18 protein-coding genes are annotated in these 18,884 nt (G+C 71.6%); 8 read left to right on the forward strand and 10 right to left on the reverse strand.

Translation table 11 applies throughout. The annotated features are described in order from the left end of the window. Window positions 1–28: 28 nt before the first annotated feature. A complete protein-coding gene (locus ACE3QP_RS09130; RefSeq protein ID WP_374435400.1) occupies window positions 29–1,510 on the reverse strand; it encodes a peptide MFS transporter in 1,482 nt (493 codons plus the stop codon). Between the two features lie 173 nt (window positions 1,511–1,683). On the opposite strand from ACE3QP_RS09130, the gene ACE3QP_RS09135 reads away from it, so the two are divergent. Both ACE3QP_RS09135 and ACE3QP_RS09140 read left to right on the forward strand, forming a co-directional pair. Next, complete coding sequence (locus tag ACE3QP_RS09135) at window positions 1,684–2,709, forward strand: diguanylate cyclase domain-containing protein (protein WP_374435402.1); 1,026 nt, start codon at window positions 1,684–1,686, stop codon at window positions 2,707–2,709. A 106-nt stretch (window positions 2,710–2,815) separates the two neighbouring features. Next, a complete protein-coding gene (locus tag ACE3QP_RS09140; RefSeq protein WP_374435404.1) occupies window positions 2,816–3,580 on the forward strand; it encodes an ankyrin repeat domain-containing protein in 765 nt (254 codons plus the stop codon). 15 nt (window positions 3,581–3,595) lie between these two features. Here ACE3QP_RS09140 and ACE3QP_RS09145 read toward each other — a convergent pair whose 3' ends face one another. Then, window positions 3,596–4,399, reverse strand: a complete 804-nt coding sequence (locus tag ACE3QP_RS09145; protein ID WP_374435406.1) for an MBL fold metallo-hydrolase — start codon at window positions 4,397–4,399, stop codon at window positions 3,596–3,598. An 87-nt stretch (window positions 4,400–4,486) separates the two neighbouring features. On the opposite strand from ACE3QP_RS09145, the gene ACE3QP_RS09150 reads away from it, so the two are divergent. Continuing rightward, window positions 4,487–5,512, forward strand: a complete 1,026-nt coding sequence (locus tag ACE3QP_RS09150) for a GlxA family transcriptional regulator (RefSeq protein ID WP_374435408.1) — start codon at window positions 4,487–4,489, stop codon at window positions 5,510–5,512. 35 nt (window positions 5,513–5,547) lie between these two features. Here the strand turns inward: ACE3QP_RS09150 and ACE3QP_RS09155 are convergent, their stop codons facing one another. Both ACE3QP_RS09155 and rmuC read right to left on the reverse strand, forming a co-directional pair. Then, the gene (locus tag ACE3QP_RS09155; protein ID WP_374435410.1) at window positions 5,548–6,708 is read right to left on the reverse strand and encodes an MFS transporter; all 1,161 of its coding nucleotides are present in this window, start codon (window positions 6,706–6,708) and stop codon (window positions 5,548–5,550) included. Then, window positions 6,705–8,120, reverse strand: a complete 1,416-nt coding sequence (gene rmuC / locus ACE3QP_RS09160) for a DNA recombination protein RmuC (protein ID WP_374435412.1) — start codon at window positions 8,118–8,120, stop codon at window positions 6,705–6,707. Before rmuC ends, ACE3QP_RS09155 begins: the two co-directional genes overlap by 4 nt. Before the next feature lie 83 nt (window positions 8,121–8,203). On the opposite strand from rmuC, the gene ACE3QP_RS09165 reads away from it, so the two are divergent. Beyond that, window positions 8,204–9,061 (forward strand): alpha/beta hydrolase, encoded by an 858-nt coding sequence (locus tag ACE3QP_RS09165; protein WP_374435414.1) that lies wholly within the window; start codon window positions 8,204–8,206, stop codon window positions 9,059–9,061. A gap of 3 nt (window positions 9,062–9,064) precedes the next feature. Continuing rightward, a complete protein-coding gene (locus ACE3QP_RS09170) occupies window positions 9,065–9,802 on the forward strand; it encodes a hypothetical protein (protein WP_374435416.1) in 738 nt (245 codons plus the stop codon). Here the strand turns inward: ACE3QP_RS09170 and ACE3QP_RS09175 are convergent, their stop codons facing one another. From ACE3QP_RS09175 to ACE3QP_RS09190, 4 genes are read right to left on the reverse strand one after another with little or no spacing between them, the layout of a single operon-like run. Continuing rightward, on the reverse strand, window positions 9,803–10,759 hold the full coding sequence (locus tag ACE3QP_RS09175) for a 2-hydroxyacid dehydrogenase (protein ID WP_374435418.1): 957 nt from the start codon (window positions 10,757–10,759) through the stop codon (window positions 9,803–9,805). Continuing rightward, window positions 10,756–12,150: a sodium:proton antiporter gene (locus ACE3QP_RS09180; RefSeq protein WP_374435419.1), complete on the reverse strand. Its 1,395-nt coding sequence runs from the start codon at window positions 12,148–12,150 to the stop codon at window positions 10,756–10,758. The genes ACE3QP_RS09175 and ACE3QP_RS09180 overlap by 4 nt, the downstream gene beginning before the upstream one ends. Window positions 12,151–12,154: 4 nt before the next feature. After that, on the reverse strand, window positions 12,155–12,859 hold the full coding sequence (locus ACE3QP_RS09185; protein WP_374435420.1) for a nitroreductase: 705 nt from the start codon (window positions 12,857–12,859) through the stop codon (window positions 12,155–12,157). Next, window positions 12,828–13,796: a histone deacetylase gene (locus ACE3QP_RS09190; protein WP_374435421.1), complete on the reverse strand. Its 969-nt coding sequence runs from the start codon at window positions 13,794–13,796 to the stop codon at window positions 12,828–12,830. Before ACE3QP_RS09190 ends, ACE3QP_RS09185 begins: the two co-directional genes overlap by 32 nt. A gap of 140 nt (window positions 13,797–13,936) precedes the next feature. Between ACE3QP_RS09190 and ACE3QP_RS09195 the strand changes: the two genes are divergently transcribed. Then, window positions 13,937–14,485 carry a phasin family protein gene (locus ACE3QP_RS09195; RefSeq protein WP_374435422.1) on the forward strand — a complete coding sequence of 183 codons (549 nt, stop codon included), beginning with the start codon at window positions 13,937–13,939 and terminating at the stop codon, window positions 14,483–14,485. A 196-nt stretch (window positions 14,486–14,681) separates the two neighbouring features. Here the strand turns inward: ACE3QP_RS09195 and ACE3QP_RS09200 are convergent, their stop codons facing one another. Then, a complete protein-coding gene (locus ACE3QP_RS09200; protein ID WP_374435423.1) occupies window positions 14,682–16,028 on the reverse strand; it encodes a ferric reductase-like transmembrane domain-containing protein in 1,347 nt (448 codons plus the stop codon). Window positions 16,029–16,112: 84 nt separating this feature from the next. On the opposite strand from ACE3QP_RS09200, the gene ACE3QP_RS09205 reads away from it, so the two are divergent. Then, complete coding sequence (locus ACE3QP_RS09205; protein WP_374435424.1) at window positions 16,113–16,844, forward strand: transferase; 732 nt, start codon at window positions 16,113–16,115, stop codon at window positions 16,842–16,844. A gap of 84 nt (window positions 16,845–16,928) precedes the next feature. Next, the gene (locus tag ACE3QP_RS09210) at window positions 16,929–18,320 is read left to right on the forward strand and encodes a hypothetical protein (protein WP_374435426.1); all 1,392 of its coding nucleotides are present in this window, start codon (window positions 16,929–16,931) and stop codon (window positions 18,318–18,320) included. Here ACE3QP_RS09210 and ACE3QP_RS09215 read toward each other — a convergent pair. Next, window positions 18,312–18,800 (reverse strand): PepSY domain-containing protein, encoded by a 489-nt coding sequence (locus ACE3QP_RS09215; protein WP_374435428.1) that lies wholly within the window; start codon window positions 18,798–18,800, stop codon window positions 18,312–18,314. The two genes, ACE3QP_RS09210 and ACE3QP_RS09215, sit on opposite strands and share 9 nt — an antisense overlap. Window positions 18,801–18,884: the final 84 nt, after the last annotated feature.

Genomic DNA, 18,884 nt, shown 5'->3' on the forward strand with positions numbered 1-18,884 from the left:
ATTCACGAATCGCCCGGGCGCAGCGCACTCAGTGGGCCGACTTGGCATCGCTAGGCCGGCCTGGGCCGATCAGTCGGCTCAGCCAGGGCACCAGGGCCACCAACACCACCCCCACCACCAAACTGCCCAAACCCAGCTGAGTGAACAAGGTGGCATAGGCCGGGTTGCTGGTGAGCGGCGAGCCGTCGGCCGGCTGGGCCACCAGCCCGGAGAAATCGGCCGCGAACAGCGAGGCCAGGCCGGTCACCATCATCCAGCTGCCCATCATGACGCCCTGGTACTTCTGCGGCGCCAAGCGGCCGATCATGGCGTAGCCGATCGGCGAGATCAGCAGCTCGCCCACCGCCTGCAGCACATAGCTGAGCGCCAGCCACACGAAGGCCACGCGGCCATCCGCCCCGGCCAGTTGGATGCCCAAGGGCAGGACCAGGAAGCCCAGGCCCATCAGCAGCAGGGCGGCGGCGAACTGCTGGGGGATGTCCACCGGCCAGCCGCGTGCGCGCCAGCGCTGGAACAGCACCGCCAGCCAGGGGCCGCCGATGACGATGACGATGGTGTTGATGTTCTGCACCCATTGCGGGGCGATGGCCAGGCCCGCCACCTCCATGCGCACATTGCCCACGGCAAAGAGCTGTAGGCCGCTGGGCGCCATCTGGTAGAGCGACCAGAACACCAGCGAGCCCAGCGTGAGCACCAGGTACACCACCATGCGGCGGCGCTCGGCCACCACCGGGTGGCGCAGCGTCAGCACCAGCAGGGTCAGGCCGATGGCGGCGCTGATGCCCTTGAGCAGCCAGGAGGTCTCGCCCGGGTGGCGCAGCAGCCAGGCCAGCACCGGCACCAGGCCAACGAGGATGGCCAGGCCCACCGCAAAGCGCAGGCGGAACTGCGCCGGCGTGGCCTGCAGCAGAGGGGTGTCGCGGTCAGCCAGCACACGCCAGTACACCAGGGTCAGCGCGATGGCGGCGATATTGCCCACGGTGGCGAAGCTGAACAGGCTGCCATAGGCCTGGCTGAGCTGGTAATGCCCGGCCACCGCAAAGCCGATGAAGAAGCCGACGTTCATGCCGGCGTAGTTCCACAGGAAGGCGCCCTCGCGCCGCGTGTCCTCGGGCGCGAAGCGCTGCGTGAGCATCATGTTCAGGCAGGTGACATTGAGGCCGCTGCCGGTCAGGAACAGGGCCAGGCCCCAGATCAGCGGGGTCTCGCCGCCCAGCGCGATGGCCGCACAGCCGGCCGCCTGCAGCACCATGCCACCCAGAAACAGATTGCGGTTGCTGAGGAAACGCCCGCCCAGGTAGCCACCGAACAGGTGCAGGCCGTAGTTGAAGGCGCCGAACACGCCCATGATGAGCGCGGCCTTTTCGTTGCTATAGCCCAGGGCCTGGCTGGCATAGAGCACCAGGCTGGAATACAGCACGGCATAGCCGAGCGTGGACACCACTTGGATGAAGAAGAGCACGCCCGCCCCTTCAGGGATGCGGGCCAGGGTCTGGCGCAGGGAAGTCATGCGGGCATTGTCGGCAGCGCCCTGGGCCCCACTGCCCCGGGGAAGCGCGCAGCCGCACCCGGGGTCGGGGAAGGCACTCGGCCCATGCGCGGATTAGCATTCGCCCACCACAGGGAGCAGCGCCTGGCAGTGAGGGCCCGCAGAGGCAGAGCCAGCCGACACCGTGGGTGCCCATGACCCTCTCGCAGAGCAAACTGCTCGAAGTGATTGCGCTGCAATCCGACATCGCCCGCTTGGGTCTCGACCTGGGCAGCGTGATGACCCTGGTGGCCGAGCGATTGCTGCCGCTGACGGGCGCCGATGGCGCCGTGGTGGAGTTGGCCGAAGGCGAGCACATGGTCTACCGGGCCGTGGCCGGTTCGGCCGCACAGTCCTTGGGCTTGCGCGTCGCGCGGGCGCAAAGCCTTTCGGGCCTGTGCGTGCAGCAGGGCCAGCTGCTGCGTTGCGATGACGCCGAGACCGATCCGCGCGTGGATCGTCAAGCCTGCCGCCGCGTGGGCCTGCGCTCCATGCTCGTCATGCCCCTGAACCACCAGGGCTCGGTGGTCGGCGTGGTCAAGGCCTTGTCGGGCCAGCCGGCGCACTTCAAGCCAGAGGACGAGTCGCTGCTGGGCTTGCTGGCCGACCTGATCGCCGCCGCCATGTTTCACGCCGGGCAGCACGCAGCCGACGACCTTTACCACCGCGCCACCCACGATGCGCTGACCGGACTGGCCAACCGCGCCCTGTTCATGGACAGGCTGCGCAGCCTGCTGGCCCAGACCGAGCGCGAACCCGAACGCCGCGGGGCCGTGTTGCTGCTGGACATGGACGGCCTCAAGCCCCTGAACGACAGCCTGGGTCATCGAGCCGGCGATGCCGCGCTGGTGGAGCTGGCGCGGCGCCTGAGTCTGATCGGCCGGGTTTCCGACACCGTGGCCCGCCTGGGCGGCGACGAGTTCGCGCTGCTGATCTGGCCCATCGAGGGTGTGGATGCTGCGCAATCGGTGGCGACGCGCATCCGTCAGGCCCTGCTGCCGCCGTGGGGCTTTGCCGGGCGCGAGCTGGCACTGTCGGCCAGCCTGGGATTCGTCGTCTTCCCGGTGGAGGGGGTGGTTGCCGACACCCTCATCGAGCTGGCGGACCAGCGCATGTATGCCGACAAGCGCAGCCGCCAGGTGGCGAGGGAAAGCCTCCGCCCAGCCCGCGCGCCGGGCTGATCCGACGCCGCACCTCAGGCGGCGTGCGCCCACACCGACTTTCGGCACTGCGCGGCCCGCGCCGGAATCAGCATGCTGCCCGGCTTTCACGCCTTGAAGGCTGGCCATGGTGCGCATCCTCGCCCTTGCCCTGACCCTTGCCGCCCTGGCTCCGGCCCACGCCGCCACGGCGTACGAGGACCTGGCCGCCGCCATCCGGGCCGGCGACGGCAAGCGGGTGGGCACCCTGCTGGCAGCGGGCACTTCGGTGGAAGCCACCGACCGCCCCGAACAGGCCGCGCCGCTGCTGATCGCGGTGTCGCGCGGCCACCAGGTCATTGCGGAGCGCCTGCTGGCGCACCGCGGCACGCTGCACACACCCGATGCCGCCACCCAGGCCCTGCTGAGCGCGCTGGACGCCGACGACCCCGCCGCCCTGCGCCGCGCCCTGGCCAACGGCGCCTCGGCGAGCGGCAGCGACGAGACCGGCCGCCCGCTGCTCGCCCGCGCCGCACGCGAAGGCCGGCTGCAGGCCGTGCTGGCCCTGCTGGAGGCCGGTGCGGCGGTGGACGCGCCCGACCCCATCGGCTTCACGCCGCTGATGGAAGCCTGCCGCGAAGGCCATCTGGAGGTGGCGCAGGCCCTGCGGGCACAGGGCGCCCGGGTGGACCGCGCCGCCCTGCCTTCCGGCCTGGCCATGACCCCGCTGCACCTGGCGGTGGCGGGCGAGCGGCCGGCGCTGATCCGCTGGCTGGCGGCCCAGGGCGCGCCCCTGGACGCCCGCGACAGTGAAGGTGCCCCGCCGCTGGCCTGGGCACAGGGGGATCAGCGCAAGGCGCTGGCCGAGCTGCTGCTGGAGCTGGGCGCCCAGCCGCTGCCGCCCAAGACCTGAGCGGGTGGCCCGACCTCAGGCGGCGCAGGCGAGTGAGGGGGCGGCCAGGCTCAGGGTCTCGCCATCCTCCGGCACGCACAGGCGCGCTGCCAGGCCGGCCGCCTGGGCGGCCTGCCGCAGCTCGGCGCGCGTCACGGGGCAGTGGCTCAGGGCTTCCAGGTGGTTGGCCACCACCAGGCCCTGCGTCAGGCGGGTGCAGGTCAGCACCTCGTCCACGCCCATGATGAGCTCGCCACCGAAGTCGAAGTGTGCGCCGCCGGCCGGCAGCACGCAGACATCGGGCTGCTCGCGCTGCAGGAACTCACGGATGTCCGGCGTCAGAACCGTGTCGCCGGCCAGGTAGAGCGTGGGTTCGCCCGGCAGCTCGATGAAGTAGCCCACGCCATGTTCCATCAGCCGGCCCACCAGGCCGCGGCCATGGGTGCAGCGCAGGGTGCGGATGCGCCCCCCCAGGAAGGGCTGGGGTTGATCGTGCCCGGGCGCCAGGGCCTGCACGTTCAGGCCGCGCATGCGCAGGTGCTCGGCGTCGTGCGGGGTGCAGATCACGGGCAGCTGGCGCTCGCGCAGCCAGGCCTTGCCGGCGCGGTCCAGGTGGTCGAAGTGGCCTTTCTGGCAATGGGTGATCAGCACCTGCGTGACCTGCTCCAGCACACCCGCTGCCGCCGCGGGCAGGCCCACGGTGGGGTTGCGCTCGCGCCGGCCGTCGAGCAGACGCAGCGGCGGCAGCGCGTGGCGGGGTGCCAGCATCGGGTCCACCAGGATGTGGTGCGGCCCGCTGTGAATAACCAGGGTGGCGCTGCGAAGTTGCGTGATCTGCATGGCGGAATCTCAGGGTGGATCAGGCCGCCATGCTCGGCGGGTTCAGCCATCTGGCAGCATGGCGACATCGCCATCTTTGGGTTCGATATGGCCACAACGCCCACCACAGCCGCCGAGCCCCTGCGCATCGCGCTGCTGGCCTACCCCGGCTGCCTGGGCACCGAGCTGCTGGGCCTGGCCGACCTGCTGCGGCTGGCGGGGCAGCTGGCGCAGGCAATGGATCAAACGACAGGCACAACGACAGGCCCAGCGCTGCCGCCGCCCCCGGCGCTGGAGCTCGTGGCCCTGCGGCCCGGCCCGGTGCGCCTGGCGGGCGGCTTCGTGCTGAGCCCCGGGCGCCCGCGGGGCCGCTACGGCCTGCTGCTCGTGCCCGGCATGGAGCTGGGCCGGCCCGAGGCCTTGGCGCCGCAGCTGCAGGCCCTGGCCGACGAGCAGCGCTTCATCCGCCGCTGCGCGGCCCGGGGCAGCGTGGTGGCCACGGTCTGCCTGGGCAGCTTTCTGCTGGCCGAGGCCGGACTGCTGGACGGCCGCCGCGCCACCACCTCCTGGCTGTTCGCCCCAGCCTTCGCGGCGCGCTACCCGCAGGTGCAGCTGCAGGCGCAGGAGCTGCTGGTGGAAGACGGCGCGCTCTTGAGCAGCGGCGCCGTCAGCTCGGTGTTCGACCTGGCCCTGCACCTCATCAAGCGCCTGTACGGTGCCCGCGTGGCCAGCCGCACCGCCCGCGTGACCCTCCTGCAGCCCCTGCGCAGCAGCCAGGCGCCCTATGTGGACGAGCGCCTGCTGCCGCCCGCCCCGCCCTCGTTCGCGCAGGCGGTGCGCGGCTGGCTGGAGGCCCGCCTGGCCGAACCCTTCGACCTGGCGCGCCTGGCCGCGGCCTTTCACATCAGCAGCCGCACCCTGCTGCGGCGCATCCGCCAGGAAACCGGCAGCACGCCGCTGGCCCTGCTGCAGCAGGCACGCGTGCAGAAGGCCAAGCAGCTGCTGCTCGGCAGCCGCCAGAGCACGGCCCAGATCGTGGCGGCCGTGGGCTACCAGGACGTGCCCACCTTCGCCCGCCTGTTCCGCCGCCTGGTGGGCGAGAGCCCGGCGCGCTTTCGGCAGCGCGGGCGCTGACGCGCGTCAGCCGCCGCCCTCGGGCGCCCGCCCGCTCAAACCGCGCGCAAGACCTTGGTGGCCGGCCACACCGCCGCCACCATCGCGGCGGTGAGCCACAGCGGCCCGCCCACGCCGGCCAGGCCGGCCAGCAGGCCGAAGCCCATTGGCAGCGTGACGCCCGCCGCGTTGGTGGCCATCATGCGCAGGCCCAGCACCTGGCCGTGGCGCTCGGGCGGGGTGGCGTGCGTCAGCGCCGCCAGCACGGTGGGCTGCACCGAGCCCAAGGCCAGGCCCAGGCAGGCCGAACCCAGCATCAGGCCCAGCGGCCCGGGCAGGAAGGCGTAGACGGCCGACATCGCCATCGTCACGCCCATGGCGCTGCGCAGCATCAGGCGTTCGCTCCAGGCGCCGGCGAAGCGGATGATGAGCAGGCGCACCGCCATGCCGGCGATCGAGAAGCAGGCCAGGATGGCGCCGATGGTGGAGGCCGAATAGCCGCGCGCATGGCCGAGCACGGGCACAACGAAGCTGTGCGCATCCCAGGCCGCGGCAAGCACCAGGTTGATGACGAGCAGCTGGCGCAGGCTCTTGGTCTCCAGCAGGTCCCAGGCGGGGCGGGTGCTGACGCGCTGCGTCAGCACCGGGCGCGGCAGGTGGCGGCGCTCACGCAGCAGCCACAGGCCCACCGGCACCATCAGCACCGCGGCACCGAACGCGGCGCGGTGGCTGACGGTGTCGATCAGGGCACCGGCCAAGAGCGGCGCCAGGGTGTTGGAGAGCGCCGGGCCCAGCGCCACCCAGGAATACATGCGCTGGGAGGCGCTCTGGTCCGTCAGCTCGCGGGCGCGCTGCGCCACCTCGCGCTGCACCGCCACTGCCGCCACACCAATGGCGCCGCCGGTGCCGATGGCGCCGATGACCAGGGTGCTGACATGCGTCCACAGCAGCGGCGCGGCCGTGCCTACCAGGGCCAGGGCGGTGGCCAGCTTCAACGGCCGCCACAGGCCGTAGCGGTCGGCCCAGGCCCCCGCCGCCGGGCCCAGCAGGGCTGGGGCCAGGGCCACCAGGGCGAGCAGCACGCCCACCGTCACCTCGCCATGGCCGGTATGCAGCAGCCAAAGCGTGCTGGCCACGCGGGTGGTGGCCATGCAGGCGTGCACGGCCACGATGGCGGCGATCAACCGCCAGAAGCCCGCGGGCAGTGGGTGGCTCAAGCGGGTTCGTCCTCAGGGTCGGCGATCTCCAGCAGACGCTGCGCCTCGGTCTCGGGCAGGGCCTCCACGGTCTTGAGCTGGCGCGTCATCGCGCGCGTGCGCACCTCGGCAGCATCGATGGTGTTGCTGGCTTCCTGCAGCTTCTTCTTGGTCTTGGCCAGCACCTCGCCGAACTTGCCGAACTCGGTCTTGACGGCGCCCAGCACGCTCCAGACCTCGGCACTGCGCTTTTCCAGCGCCAGGGTGCGAAAGCCCATCTGCAGGCTGCCCAGGGTGGCCAGCAGGGTGGTGGGGCCGGTCAGCATCACTTTGTGTTCACGCTGCAAGGCCTCGAAGAGGCCGGGGCGGCGCAGGGCTTCGGCGTACAGGCCCTCGGTGGGCAGGAAGAGCAGCGCGAAATCGGTGGTGTGCGGTGGGGCCAGGTATTTGTCGGCAATGGTGCGGGCCTCCAGGCGCAGGCGCGCTTCCAGGGCCTTGCCAGCGGCCTCGGCGGCGGCCACGTCGGCGCGCTCCTGGGCATCCAGCAAGCGCTCGTAGTCCTCGCGCGGGAACTTGGCGTCGATCGGCAGCCAGATCGGGCTCTCCCCTTGACCCGGCAGCTTGACGGCGAACTCGACGCGGGCGTTCGAGCCGGGCACGGTGATGACCTCGCGCCCGTACTGCTCGGGCGTGAACACCTGCTCCAGCAGCGCGGCCAGCTGCACCTCGCCGAACACGCCGCGCGTCTTCACGCCGGTGAGCACGCGGCTCAGGCTCCCCACGTCACGCGCCAGGTTCTGCATGTCGCCCAGGCCGCGGTGCACCTGCTCCAGGCGCTCGGCCACCTGGCGGAAGCTCTCGCCCAGGCGCTGCTCCAGCGTGGCATGCAGCTTCTCGTCCACGGTGGCGCGCATCTGCTCCAGCTTGGCGGCGTTGTCCTGCTGGATACCGGCCAGGCGCTGCTCCACCGTGTGGCGAAGATCGGCCATGCGCTGCTCGTTGGCGCTCGTCAGCGCCGCCAGCTGTTCGCGCAGCTGCGTGGCATTGCGCATCAGCGCCGCATCCAGCGCCTCGCGCGCCGCGGCCTGGGCCTGGTTGAGCGCGCTGGTGGTGCTTTGCAGGCCCTGCATCAGGCCCTGCTGCAGCCCGGCCACCTGCACGCGCAGGCCGTCGATCTGCTCGTTCTGGGTGCGCGCCACGTCGCCACCCTGTGCCATCAGGCTGGTCTGGAACTGGCCGAGCTGACCCAGCAATTCCTGCCTCAGGGCCTGAGCCTGGCGCTGGCTGTCGTCGCGCAGGCCGCGCTCACTGTTCAACAAGGCTTGCTGCACCGGTTGCAGGTCCGCCACGGGGGGCGGCCGTTTCAGCAGCAGGAACACCAGCACCAGCGTCACCAGCGCAAGCAGCGCTGTCACAAGCTCTAACCAAGGCATGGCCCGCATTCTCGGGGCAAGCACTCACCCGCTGCCCGCGCGTCCCCACAATGGCCGCCCCCCGCACTCTGCTTTGTTTCGCCATGCGTCGCTGCGCCCTGGTGCTGAGCCTGACCACCCTGCTGGCCTGCGCCGCTCCCGCCGAACCACCGGCGCCGCGCATCACGCGCGGCCTGACCGTCTGCCAGGTGGAAGGCCAGTCCCTACTGGGCGACCTGTACCAGCCCCCGGCCGGCGCGCACCGGCGGCGCGCGCTGCTGTTCGTGCACGGCGGCGGCTGGAGCACGGGCAGCCGCGCGGACTACGAAGCCCTGGCCCGCAACCTGGCCCGCCTGGGCTACACCGGCCTGAGCGTGGACTACCGCCTGGCCCCCGCCGTGCACCACCCGGCCCCGCTGGAAGACCTGAAATGCGCGCTGCGCTGGCTGCGCAGCCAGGCGGCAGCGTGGGAGGTGGACGGCCAGAAGTTGGCGGTGATCGGCGGCTCTGCCGGCGCCCATCTGGCCGCGCTGCTGGCCTACACGCCGGACGACCCGCGCTTCGAGGGCCGGGGCCTGCCGCGCAAGGGCAGCACGCGCGTGGCCGCGGCCGTGCTGCATGGCGGGCCGTACGACCTGAGCGCGCTGGCCGGCGCCAGCGCGCAGGCACGCGGCACGGTGCAGGCCCTGCTCGGCACCCGCAGCCCCACGGCCCTGCAACTGCGGGAGGCCAGCCCCACCCATTACGTTCGTCACGGCGCGGTGCCGAGCCTGATCCTGCACGGCGAACTGGACCCCGTGGTGCCGGTGGAGCAGGCCTACCGCCTGGCTGCCGCCGGGGTGCAGGTCAACGCACCGGGCCGCTTGATCGTGATCCCCGGCGCCGGCCATGCCGACTTTGGCCGCGACCCCGATGCCATCGGCCGTGCGCTGGTGGAATTCCTTGCCCAATCCCTGCCATAGACCATGCGCCTGATTCCCCTTGCTGCCCTGCTGCTGACGGTTCTGCCGGTGCAGGCCGACACCCTCTCCGACCTGAAGGCCGCCCTGCAGCGCCTGCAGGCCGAAACCCCAATCCGCGGCCAGGTGACGCTGAAGAGCGAGAACCGCAACAACGAAGGCAAGGACGACGCCGAGGTGCAGCCCGGCCAGGCCCAGCTGAGCTTCGAGGACGGCCCGCAGGGCCTGCGCCTGGCCTACCCGCAGACGCTGCTGAACAAGGCGCTTTCGGAAGACCAGGCCAAGGACCAGGACCCGAAGGCCGCCACCCCCACGGCCAACGGCCTGCGCGAGCTCGGCTACAAGGAAGTGCGCGAGCTGACCCGCCCGGCCGAGGTGCTGAGCCGCCAGCTGGCGCGCGCCACGCTGAAGGGCGAGAAGGCCGACAGCTGGCAGGGCAAGCCGGCCAAGCTGCTGAGCTTCGAGCTGCAGCAGCGCCGGCCGGACAAGTACGTGAAGAAGTACGAAGGCCAGCTCGATGTGTGGGTGGCCGCCGACGGCACGCCGCTGGCCGCGCGCAGCACGCAGAAGATTTCCGGGCGGGCCTATGTGGTCATCAGCTTCGAGATGAGCTCACAGGACGAGTGGCACTTTGGCGTCAGCGGCGAGCGCCTGGTGGTGACGCGCAAGCTCACCACCGGCAGCGGCAGCGGCGCGGGCGAGAAGGGGCAGCAGCGCCGCGAGTTCGCGCTGCAGCTCAGCTGATCAAGCCGGAATCGGCGTCGGCCCCGGCTCCCCGCGCGCCCAGGCCAGCAGGTTGTCCACCGCGCACTGCACCATTGCCTGCCGGGTGGGCAGGGTGGAGCTGGCGATATGGGGCGTGAGCAGCGCGTTCTCGCAGGCCAGCAGCTCAGGCGCCACCGCCGGCTCGCCCTCGAACACATCCAGGCCCGCCGCGGCCAGGCGGCCGGCGCGCAGCGCGGCAGCGAGCGCGCGGTCGTCCACCACGCCACCGCGGGCGATGTTGATGAGGGTGGCGCTGGGCTTCATCTGCGCCAGCTCGGCCGCGCCGATCAGGTGGTGGGTGGCCGCGCTGTAGGGCACCACCACCATCAGGTGGTCGGCCTCGGCCAGCAGCTCGGGCAAGGGGCGCCACTGGGCGAACTCGCAGTCCGCCACCGGCTGGCGGTTGAAGTAGCGCACCTGCATGTCCAGGCCTAGCGCGGCGCGGCGCGCGATGACGCCACCGATGCGCCCCATGCCCACGATGCCCAGCACCGTGCCGCACACCGGCGCGCCGGCGAACTGGTCGATGGACCAGCCCTGCCAGTGCCCGGCGCGCACATAGCGCTCGCCCTCGCCCACGCGGCGTGCGGTGGCCAGCAGCAGGCTCAGGCCGAACTCGGCCGTGGTCTCGGTCAGCACGCCCGGCGCATGGCTGAGCTGCAGGCCGCGCGCGCGGCAAGCCGGCACGTCGAGGTTGTTGTAGCCCACGGTGATGAGGGCGACGGCACGCAGCGCCGGGCAGGCGGCCAGCAGTTCGGCGTCCACGCGCTCGCTGCCCGAGCCCAGCATCCCCCAGCAGCCTTGCAGGCGCGCGCGCAGCGCGGCCGGCTCCAGCGCGGTGTCGCTGTTGTGCAGGTCGAGCTCGTAGTGGGCGCGCAGCGGCTCCAGCAGCTCGGGGAACAAGCGGCGCGCCACCAGCAGTTTGGGTTTGCTCATCTGAAGAAGATCCAGCTCATCAAGGCCAGCACCGGCAGCAGCAGGCCGCAGCTCCAGGCCATGTAGCCGAAGAAGCTGGGCATGGCGATGCCGCGGTCTTCGGCTATCGCCTTGACCATGAAGTTCGGGGCGTTGCCGATGTAGCTCATCGCCCCCATGAAGACCGAGCCGGCCGAGATGGCGGCCAGCGTGGCCGCACCGCCTGCCATCAGCTGCGCGGCATCCCCACCTGCCAGGTTGAAGAAGACGAGATAGGTGGGCGCGTTGTCCAGGAAGGCCGAGAGCCAGCCGCTGAGCCAGTAGTAGGCCAGCGGGATCGGCTGGCCTTCGGCCGTGGAGACCCACTGCACCAGGCCCGCAAACGGGCCGTTCAGCCCGGCCTGCAGCATCACCAGCACCGGCATCATGGTGAGGAAGATGCCGATGAAGAGCTTGGCCACCTCGGCCATCGGCGCCCAGCTGAACTGGTTGCGCTCGCGCACGCCCTTGGGGGTGAGGGCGAGCGAAAGCAGGGTCACGCCGACGAGGCCCAGGTCGCGCACCAGGGATTGCAGGGCCAGCGGCGTGCCGAACAGGTCGAACACGACGCCTGGCTTCCACAGGCCGCTGAGCAGCACCAGGCCCACCACCAGGCCCAGGGGCAGGAAGTTGATGGCGCCGTCCAGCCCCAGGCGCGGCGTGTCCGGCGTCGGGTCCACCGGCAGCACGCCTTCCTTGGCGTACCAGTGGCGGTCGATGGCATAGAACATCGCCAGCAGCAAGCCGACGACGAAGAGCATCTCCGGCCCCACATGCCGGACCGTCCAGAAGAAGCTCACGCCCTGCAGGAAGCCGAGGAACAGCGGCGGATCGCCCAGCGGCGTCAACGAGCCGCCCGCGTTCGAGACGATGAAGATGAAGAACACGATGACGTGCACGACATGGCGCCGGTTGTCGTTGGCACGGATCAGCGGGCGGATCAGCAGCATCGAAGCGCCGGTCGTGCCCATCACCGAGGCCAGGACCGCGCCCAGCGCCATGAGGCCGGTGTTCAGCGCCGGCGAGCCATGCAGATTGCCGCGCACATAGATGCCGCCCGAGGCAGTGAACAGTGCCACCAGCAGCAGCACGAAGGGCAGGTACTCGGCCAGCAGGGTGTGCCACACCGCCCCGGCCGTCACGCCCAGCCCCTGCGTGGCCGCCAGCGGCAGCACGAAACAGGCGGCCCAGAACAGCGCCACCTTGCCGAAATGGTGGTGCCAGAAGCGCGGTGCCAGCAGCGGGCCCAGGGCGATGGAGAGCAGCATGCCCACGAAGGGCAAGGCCCAGAGCGGGCCGAAGGCGCTGGCATCCAGGCTGGCGGCCTGCGCGAGGCCCGGTGACAGCAACAGCAGCAGGGGCCAGGCACGCATCGCGTTACTCGTGGAAGGTGGTGAAGCGTTCCACCGGCGCCCGCTCGGTCACCAGGCGGTTCTCGGGGGCATCGGGGTTCGCATAACCCAGGGCCATGCCGCACAGCAGCATCTGTTCGGGCGGCAGCGCCAGCCACTCGGCCAGCTGGGCGTGGTAGTGGATCCAGGCGGCCTGCACGCAGGTGTCGAGCCCCTGCGCGCGCGCGGCCAGCATCAGGTTCTGCATGAACATGCCGCAGTCCAGCCAGGAGCCTTGCGTGAGGCTGCGGTCGATGGTGAACAGCAGGCCCACCGGCGCGCCGAAGAAGGCGTAGTTGCGACCGTGCTGCTCGTGCATGCGGGCCTTGTCGCCCTTGCCGATGCCCAGCAGCGCGTACAGGTCCAGGCCGATCTTGCGGCGGCGCGCGGCGTACTCGGGCTTCCACTCGGCCGGGTAGTAGCGGTATTCGGCCTGCAGCTGGGCGGCCTGCTCGGGGTCGTGGTGGATGGCCTGGGCGCGCTGCACCACCTGCTGCAGGCGGGCCCCGGTGAGCACATGCACCTGCCAGGGCTGCAGGTTGGCGCCGGAGGGCGCGCACGCCGCGTCGGCGAGCAGGCGCTCGATCAGCGCGCGCTCCACCGGGCGCGGCAGGAAGGCGCGCACCGAACGGCGTTCGCGCAGCAGCAGGGAAAGGACATCAGCCGCCGGCAGCGGCTCCGAAAGCGTCATCGGGGGTCGGATTCTGGGAAGGCGCGGGATTGTTCCACTCGGCCCACAGCGCCAGCGCCTGCTCCACGGTGGCCTGCTGCACGTCCAGCAATTGCTCCAGCTCGGTGGGGTAGCCGCCAGCCATCAGCAGCACCGTGGGGGCGCGATGGCGGCGCAGCCAGGCGAACACGCGCGCATCACGCGCCGCCATGCCGGCCGTGCTCAGGCCCAGGCGGCCGAGTCGGTCGCCTTCGTGCGGGTCGGCCCCGGCCAGGTAGAAAACCAGCTCGGGCGGACGCGGCAGGCGGCGTTCCACCTCGGCCAGGGCGGCGTCCAGCGCCTGCAGGTAGGCGGTGTCGCCGCAGTGGTCGGGCAGGTCCATGTCCAGGTCGCCCGCCACCTTGCGGAAGGGAAAGTTCTTGGCGCCGTGCAGCGAGAGCGTGAACACCGTGGGGTCACCGGCGAACAGGGCCGCCGTGCCATTGCCCTGGTGCACATCCAGGTCGATCACCAGCACCTGGCCCACGCCGCGCTGGCGCTGCGCCCAGCGCGCGGCCACTGCGGCGTCGTTGAAGACGCAGTAGCCGCCGCCCTGTGCCGCGCTGGCATGGTGGGTGCCACCGCCCAGGTTCATGGCCAGGCCCTCTGCCAGCGCGGCGCGGGTGGCGGCCAGCGTGGCGCCCACGGAATGCAGGGCTCGCACCGGCATGCCGGGGTGCCAAGGGAAGCCGATCTCGCGCTGCTCGGCGGCGCTCAAGCCGCCCTGCAGCACCTTGTCCACATAGGCGTCCGTGTGCACGGCCCGCACGGCCGGCAGCGCCGCCTTGGGCGCGGCCTGCAGGCGCAGGCCCGGCACGCGCGCGGCCAGGCGCTCGCGCAGGGCGCCGTACTTGTGCTGCGGAAAGCGGTGCCCGGGCGGCAGGCTCAGGGGCTGGGCGTCGAAGTGAAAGGCCTGCATGGGCGGCTTCGTGAAGATTTTGTTGCGGCGCACAAAAAGTGCTTGCCAGAGCGTCGAGCTTGCTGAATACTTCGCTCCATGTTGCGGTGCACAAAAAACACCGCTGTCGATCCCGACGCTGTTTTTATAGGAGCCTCATCATGTTCGTGACCCCTGAGCAATTCTTCGCCAACCAAAAGACCGCCGCTGCCGCCCTGTTCGGCTTCCAGGCCAAGGCCTTTGAAGGCGCCGAGAAGCTGGCCGAGCTGCACCTGCAACTGGCCAAGACCGCGCTGACCGAAGCCGCCGAGACCACCTCGGCCCTGCTGTCCGTCAAGGACGTGCAAGAGCTGGTGGCCCTGCAGACCAGCCTGCTGCAGCCCAGCGGCGAGAAGGCCACCGCCTACAGCCGCCACGTGGCCGACATCACCCTGAGCACCGGCGCCGAGCTGGGCAAGCTGGTGGAAGAGCAGATGGGCGAAGCCAAGTCGAAGTTCGACGGTCTGGTGGAGAACCTGGCCAAGAACGCCCCGGCCGGCACCGAGAACGTCGTCGCCCTGGCCAAGTCGGGCCTGGCGGCTGCCAACAACGCGTTTGAGTCGGTGCAGAAGGCGGCCAAGCAGGCGGCTGAAGTGGCTGAGTCGAACTTCAGCACGCTGACCGCGACGGCGGCCAAGGCTTCGCGGGCTTCGAAGAAGGCTGCGGCTTGAGCTTCCTGCTGGCCGGCGCTGTGCGCCGGTAAGCGCTAAGGGATAGCCCCGCCAGGGCCAGAGGCCCTGGCGCGTCGGCAGGCACAAACGGTCCTCAGGACCGTTTGTGTCCAGGCGACGTCTCCTCGGTCCTTTGATAAAGGGGATCGATTGACCCCACCAGGCAACTGGTGGGGTTTTTTTATGTCTGCGCCCCTCAGCGCAGCCGAAACAGCTCCTGGTGGAAGCGAGCCGCCGGCAACCCCAGGGCCAGCAGCTCGCGCTGCAGGCTGGTGCCGAAGGCGGCCGGGCCGCAGAACCAGAACTCGGCCTCGGCCCAGTCGGGCACCAGCTCGCGCAGGCGCTCCAGCGTCAGCAAGCCATCGCGCGCGTCAATCAGCACATGCAGGCGCACGCCGGCGGCCTCCGCGTCTGCGCGCAAGTGCTGCAGGGCGCGCTCGTCCACCTGGGCGGTGCAGTGGATCAAGTCCACCTGCGCGCCCGCGCCGGGCCGGTGTGCCAGGGCCTGGAGCCGGGCCACGAAGGGCGCGATGCCGATGCCCGCACCCACCCAGACCTGGCGCGCACGCCCGCCCTCGAAGTCGAAGCGGCCGTAGGGGCCCTCCACCGTCACCGCATCGCCCGCGCGCAGGCGCTCGGGCAAGGCGCGGGTGTAGTCGCCCAGGCCCTTGATGAGGAAGAGCAGGCGGCCGTCGCCCTGCCAATCGGAGGCAATCGTGAAAGGGTGCGGGCCCTCGCTGGCGTCGAAGCAGACGAAGGCGAACTGGCCCGCCTGGTGGCCGGGCCAAGACGAGTGCAGACGCACGCGCACCGCGCTCACACCCACGCCGTCCAGGCGCTCCAGCGCCTCCACTTCGCCCAGCGCCCGCCGCCCGGCCCGGATGCGCCCGGCCAGGCTCAGCAGCGCGGCCAGCGCGCCGGCGGCCAACAGCCCCGCCAGCAGCAGCCCGAGCACGAGGCCGATCGGCGGCATCCAACTCGCCCAGTTCAGCAGCACCAGGCCATGCCCCAGCAACAGCAGGTAGAGCAGGCTCAGGAGGCGGTGCGTCTTCAGAAACCAGCGGTACGGAAAGCGGCGCAGCAGCGCCAGGCCGCCCAGCGCCAGAAGGGCATAAAGGCCCCACTCGCCCACGGCCTCGGCCAGGCTGCGCTGGCCCTGCAGCCATTCCTGCCAGGCGGTGGTGGTGAGCGCACGCGGGCCGCGGCTCCAGCGCGTGAGCCAACCTGATTGCACAGCCCAGTGCGGCGCCTGCACCAGGGCCCAGTGCAGCAGGGAAAAGCCGAGCGCCGCCCCACCCAGCCAGCGGTGCAGGCGGATCATCTTGTCCAGCCCATCCAGCAGGCGCTCCAGCACGGGCAGTCGCAAGGTCAACACCAGCGCCAGACCCATCGCGCCCAGGGCCAGCAGGCCGCTGGCCTGCAGCAGCTGGCCACGCCAGGCCGCCAGGGTCTGCGCTGCAGCAAACTGCGGCGCGGCCGCCAGCAGCCAGAGCAGGGTGAGGCCGAGCAGCGAGACCAGAAAGGCGATGCGAATGGGGCGCATGGCAGGGGTTTGAAGGGCGTGCAGCAGCCAGTGTGCGGCAGCACGCCGGACAATGGCGCTTCCACCCGCCCTGCCCTGCCGCCCGTGCCCGATTCCCCCGTCCCGCCCTTCGTCTGCCGCACCGAGGACACCAAGTCCCTGCACTTCAGCCTGCACGCGGTGCAGAGCCGCATGCGCGTGGACCGGCCGGACCGCCTGGAGCTGGCCTACACCCGCACCATGATGGGCTTCCTGGCCCTGCAGCCGGCGCCGCGGGCGATTGCCATGATTGGCCTGGGTGGCGGCTCGCTGGCCAAGTTCATCCACCAGCAGCTGCCGCAGGCCTTCCTGAAGGTGGTGGAGATCAACCCGCACGTCATCGCCCTGCGCGAGGAATTCGAGGTGCCGCCCGACAGCGAGCGCTTCCGCGTGCGCCTGGCCGATGGGGCCGACTTCGTGCGCAGCCCGCCGCAGCCCTTTGACGTGCTGCTGGTGGATGGCTTCGACTACGACGGCCAGCCGCCCGCCCTGGCCTCGCAGGCCTTCTACGACGACTGCGCCGCCCTGCTCAGCCCCGAGGGCGTGCTGGTGGCAAACCTCTACGCCGGCGACCCCGACTACGAGTGCCAGCTCGCGCGCATCGAGCGCGCCTTTGCGCACCAGGTGCTGCAGCTGCCCGACCCGGAGTGCAGCAACACCATCGTGTTCGCCGGGCGCCAGCCGCTGCGCGCCCGCCTGGGCGAGGCCCGCAACCCCGGCCTCAGCCCCGCCGCCTGGGCCCAGGTGCGGGGCGGGGTGCGCGCGGTGCAGCAGGCGCTGGCACAGCGCACCGACTGACTTTCGGCCCGGATACGGGTTTGCCCTAGCCTGCGCAGCCCTTGTGCCTGTGCCGGAGTCCTGCCTGTGTCTGCTGCTTCCCCGATGTCGCGCCGCCAGGGCCTGCTGGCCCTGGCCGGGCTGGGTTTGAGTGCCTGTGGCGGGGGTGGCGGCAGCGCCCCACCGCCGGTGGAGCCCCCACCGCCGCCACCGCCACCGCTGCAGCTGGCCGTCAACGGCCGCGCCGTGGTGAAGCTGCGCAGCAGCGCCAGCCGCTGGGTGGGGCTGGTGGAGCGGGCGCGCCCGCTGGAGGAGCGCAGCCGGCCCGAGCGCGAACTTTGGGTTTCGGGCCCGCAAGGCCAGGGCAGCCCGCGCGTGCTGACGGCCGAAGCCGGGCGCTCGCTGCTCGACTTCGCGCTGCATCCCTCGGGCGAGCTGAGCCTGCTGCAGGCCAGCGACCGCGCCCTCTTCCTGCAGCGCCGCAGCGCCAGCGGCGATCTGCTGCACGAGCAGGCCTTTGCCGACCCGCAGGCCGCCAGCGACCCCTTCATGGACGACCCGCTGCAGCTGCGCGACCCCACGGCCCTGCTGCCACACACCACGCGCGATGCCGCCCGCCTGGCCCCGCTGGGCGAAGACCTGGCGCTGGCCTTCCGCTCCGGCCGCCAGGCCGTGGTGCTGCACCGCCTGGGCTGGCGCGCTGCCGCCGGCTTCGAGCCGCAGTGGCGCCGCCTGGTGGAGCCGGGCGTGGCCATCGGCGCGCGCTTCGTCACCTCGGGCAGCTTCGACCCCTTCAAGAGCCTGGACCACCAGTGGCGCCTGTTGCTCGACAGCGGCCCGCAGGGCCAGCTGGCCGTGGCCCTGAGCCTGGACTTCACCGAGCTGGCCGCCGGCCATGGCGCCTACTTTGGCGAGCCCATCGACCCCGAACTGCGCACCGGCGCCCTGCTCACCCAGTACGCCCCCGATGGCCTGCGCCTGGGCAGCACGGTGCTGAACACCCAGCAGCGCAGCGAGCCGCATGCGCTGCGCTGGGTGGGTACCCGATGGGCCCTGGCCGGCCGCGTGCGCAGCCAGCAGACGGCCGAGGGTTGGGATGCTTACCTGGCCCTGCTGCCGGCAGGCGCCGCGGGCGTGGCGCAGTACCGCGTGCTGCAGCTGGACGCCGGCGAACTCATCTTCGACGTGGCCGCCCAGGCCGATGGCCGGCTGCTGGTGGCGGGCGTCAGCGGCTACACGCAGAACCCGGCCGGGGCCAGCATCTCGGAAGCCGCGAACCCCCTGCTGGCCCAGCTGGATGCCGAGGGCCGGCTGCTGCAGCGCCTGGCCCTGCCCGCGGGGCCGCGCCACAACCAGCTGCGCAGCCTGAGCCCCTGGCAGGGGGCCTGGCTGCTGGGCGGGCTGGCGGACGGCCCCGGCACGCATTCGGCCGATGCCGACCCCAGCCTGCTGCGGCACGACGGCTATGTGCGCGAGTGGCGCGCGGCTTCAGCGTGAGCGCACGGCGCCGGTCTGCGGGTCCAGCGCCAGCTTGACGCGGCGGCCCTGCGCGTCTTCGGCACGCACCTCCACCCGGTCGCGCTCGCGCTCGATCTTGCGGATGGCGCGGTAGCCGGCGCCTTCCAGCTGGCTCAGCAGCTGGCCCAGGTCCAGGCCGCTGGCCTGGGCTTCGCGCGGGGCCGAGCCCGGCTTGCTTTGCAGCACCGCGCCGGTGTGGGCATCGAGCTCCAGCTTGACCCAGCGGCCCTCACGGTCCTGGGCCTTGGCCTCGACGCGCTCGCGCTCCTGTTCCAGCTCCTGCACCTGGCGGTAGCCAGCCGCCTGCAGGCGGGCGTGCAGCTGGGCCAGGGTGAGCGGCGCGGCGGCGCTGGCGGCGGACGGCTGCATGGTTTGCGGCGCAGGCGTTTGGGCCCAGGCCAGGCCGGCGAGCAGCGCGGAAGAAATCAATGCCGTGGTGATGAGGCGGGTGGCGTTCATGGTGCTTCTCCTGAGGTGAACAGCCCGGATTCAGACTGCGCCCCCACTGTGCGATTCAGCCCCTGAACCGGGCCTGAACAGGCC

Source organism: Inhella sp. (genome assembly GCF_041912635.1).
GTDB lineage: Bacteria > Pseudomonadota > Gammaproteobacteria > Burkholderiales > Burkholderiaceae_C > Inhella.

What these genes read in the sequence shown, in the direction of transcription:
- ACE3QP_RS09130 (WP_374435400.1), bottom strand. Translation starts at nt 1,510, where the DNA reads ATGACTTCCCTGCGCCAGACCCTGGCCCGCATCCCTGAAGGGGCGGGC.
- ACE3QP_RS09135 (WP_374435402.1), top strand. Translation starts at nt 1,684, where the DNA reads ATGACCCTCTCGCAGAGCAAACTGCTCGAAGTGATTGCGCTGCAATCC.
- ACE3QP_RS09140 (WP_374435404.1), top strand. Translation starts at nt 2,816, where the DNA reads ATGGTGCGCATCCTCGCCCTTGCCCTGACCCTTGCCGCCCTGGCTCCG.
- ACE3QP_RS09145 (WP_374435406.1), bottom strand. Translation starts at nt 4,399, where the DNA reads ATGCAGATCACGCAACTTCGCAGCGCCACCCTGGTTATTCACAGCGGG.
- ACE3QP_RS09150 (WP_374435408.1), top strand. Translation starts at nt 4,487, where the DNA reads ATGGCCACAACGCCCACCACAGCCGCCGAGCCCCTGCGCATCGCGCTG.
- rmuC (WP_374435412.1), bottom strand. Translation starts at nt 8,120, where the DNA reads ATGCCTTGGTTAGAGCTTGTGACAGCGCTGCTTGCGCTGGTGACGCTG.
- ACE3QP_RS09165 (WP_374435414.1), top strand. Translation starts at nt 8,204, where the DNA reads ATGCGTCGCTGCGCCCTGGTGCTGAGCCTGACCACCCTGCTGGCCTGC.
- ACE3QP_RS09170 (WP_374435416.1), top strand. Translation starts at nt 9,065, where the DNA reads ATGCGCCTGATTCCCCTTGCTGCCCTGCTGCTGACGGTTCTGCCGGTG.
- ACE3QP_RS09175 (WP_374435418.1), bottom strand. Translation starts at nt 10,759, where the DNA reads ATGAGCAAACCCAAACTGCTGGTGGCGCGCCGCTTGTTCCCCGAGCTG.
- ACE3QP_RS09180 (WP_374435419.1), bottom strand. Translation starts at nt 12,150, where the DNA reads ATGCGTGCCTGGCCCCTGCTGCTGTTGCTGTCACCGGGCCTCGCGCAG.
- ACE3QP_RS09185 (WP_374435420.1), bottom strand. Translation starts at nt 12,859, where the DNA reads ATGACGCTTTCGGAGCCGCTGCCGGCGGCTGATGTCCTTTCCCTGCTG.
- ACE3QP_RS09190 (WP_374435421.1), bottom strand. Translation starts at nt 13,796, where the DNA reads ATGCAGGCCTTTCACTTCGACGCCCAGCCCCTGAGCCTGCCGCCCGGG.
- ACE3QP_RS09195 (WP_374435422.1), top strand. Translation starts at nt 13,937, where the DNA reads ATGTTCGTGACCCCTGAGCAATTCTTCGCCAACCAAAAGACCGCCGCT.
- ACE3QP_RS09200 (WP_374435423.1), bottom strand. Translation starts at nt 16,028, where the DNA reads ATGCGCCCCATTCGCATCGCCTTTCTGGTCTCGCTGCTCGGCCTCACC.
- ACE3QP_RS09210 (WP_374435426.1), top strand. Translation starts at nt 16,929, where the DNA reads ATGTCGCGCCGCCAGGGCCTGCTGGCCCTGGCCGGGCTGGGTTTGAGT.
- ACE3QP_RS09215 (WP_374435428.1), bottom strand. Translation starts at nt 18,800, where the DNA reads ATGAACGCCACCCGCCTCATCACCACGGCATTGATTTCTTCCGCGCTG.